Origin of the sequence: Pseudoalteromonas rubra (assembly GCF_005887115.1) — a bacterium.
GTDB classification, from domain to species: domain Bacteria; phylum Pseudomonadota; class Gammaproteobacteria; order Enterobacterales; family Alteromonadaceae; genus Pseudoalteromonas; species Pseudoalteromonas rubra_F.
On the sequence record NZ_PNCJ01000069.1, the window covers coordinates 1 to 1,578 of the forward strand.

At 47.3% G+C, this 1,578-nt stretch carries 1 protein-coding gene and 1 pseudogene; one reads left to right on the top strand and one right to left on the bottom strand.

The window, feature by feature from the left end:
• Positions 1–168: 168 nt before the first annotated feature.
• A complete protein-coding gene (locus tag CWB98_RS23085; protein WP_138546940.1) occupies positions 169–1,212 on the bottom strand; it encodes an IS110 family transposase in 1,044 nt (347 codons plus the stop codon).
• A gap of 154 nt (positions 1,213–1,366) precedes the next feature.
• Between CWB98_RS23085 and CWB98_RS23090 the strand changes: the two are divergent.
• Positions 1,367–1,578 (top strand): annotated as a pseudogene (locus tag CWB98_RS23090) (transposase); the annotation flags it as partial.

Here is a 1,578-nt window from a genome sequence, read left to right on the forward strand (position 1 = left end):
ATTAATACACCCACTCGGTCTGTAACGACCGTGCCGTCGTCGGGTTTTACGCAGGCACGGTTGGACCTTTTTTCATCGTACTTTGGCAAACAGATAAGCGGTTGTCAGTGACTCACAACACCCACACGGGTTCAATGACCCTTGTCTTTTCCGAACTCTCCTGACAACCTAATCCTTGATGCATTGTGTCGCCCCCGATTGTGTATATTGCGGCTGATATGGTTCATTTTTCTGTAGTAATATCCACATCAACCTGGCCAGCCGGTGGGCAGTGGCCACAATGGTTTTATTGACTCCAACACGCTCTCGCAAAGCGCTGACCCAGCGATTTAAATCATCGTCTTTTTTATGTGCGTGTGTGACCACAGTACGAGCACCGTGGATTAATTGCTTGCGCAGGTACCTGTCCCCTCGCTTGGTGATATGGCTCAGAACGCTTTTATCGGCGGAAGCATATTGTCTGGGTGTGAGCCCTAGCCAGACACCGAACTCTTTGGCACTATTAAATGCTTGGCCTTTATCTATGCTGGCACTAAAAGCAGACGCGATGATAGGGCCAACACCTGGCAGGGATTGCATGATTTCAACAGCCGGACTGCGTTGGTTTGCATCTCGAAACAGAGAGTCGAGTTGTCTTAACTGGCGTTCAAAGGCTCTCAGTTCGGCGCAAGTTTCGTGTATAAGCAACAAAATGACCGGTTGCAGTTGTTGGTCGAGTAAGGTCTGAATGTGATTGTAAAAAGCGCGATAACTTTTAGGTGTTTCAATGCCAAATTCAAGCAGAAAACTTCGGGTCTGATTCAGGCATGCGGTACGCGCCTTAACCAACCTTTCCCTCATCCAGTGCAGTAATAGTACGGCTTGCTGTGATTCTGATTTCACAGGCACAAAGCGAATGTAAGGTCGCCGGCTGGCTTCATAAATGGCAAGACAATCATTCTTATCATTTTTATTCCCTCTTACAAAAGGGGTGACATGCTGCGCAGGTACCAAATGTGTTTTATGACCTGCTTTGATACACATTCTTCCCCAGTAGTGGGCACAGCCACAGGCCTCCATAACGACTTCACAAGGCGGCATATTCTGAATGGTTTCTTTCAACTTCTGACGGTTCACCCTGCGGGAAAAGCAAGGCTTGCCGTGCTTATCCACAGCGAGTAATTGAAAAACGTTTTTAGCCAGATCAATGGATAGTGTGCTAACTTGATTCATGATGGATGCTCCTGTTAACTGTAAATATCACTCTCAGTTTGGCGCATTGACGCCGATTTAGGAGCGTCCATCTCAATCACCCACCTAAAAATGGCGCACTTTTGATGTGGCGTCTACGCTTAGAACACGCTCAAAGGATTGAGGACAATGGACTATGCCAACTGCAAGGAAGAAGCAGGTTAGCTTAACCGATACCAAATATTATCACTGTATTTCCCGGTGTGTACGTCGGGCGTTTTTATGCGGCGAAGACCGCTTCACAGGCCGTTCATATGAGCATCGGCGAGATTGGGTAGAAGAAAAACTACTGACGCTGGCAAAAGTGTTTTGCATTGAAATATGTGGCTACGCGGTCATGAGCAACCA

Bases quoted from the DNA above. Each gene is read 5' to 3' on its own strand.
- CWB98_RS23085 (WP_138546940.1), bottom strand. From the start codon at position 1,212: ATGAATCAAGTTAGCACACTATCCATTGATCTGGCTAAAAACGTTTTT.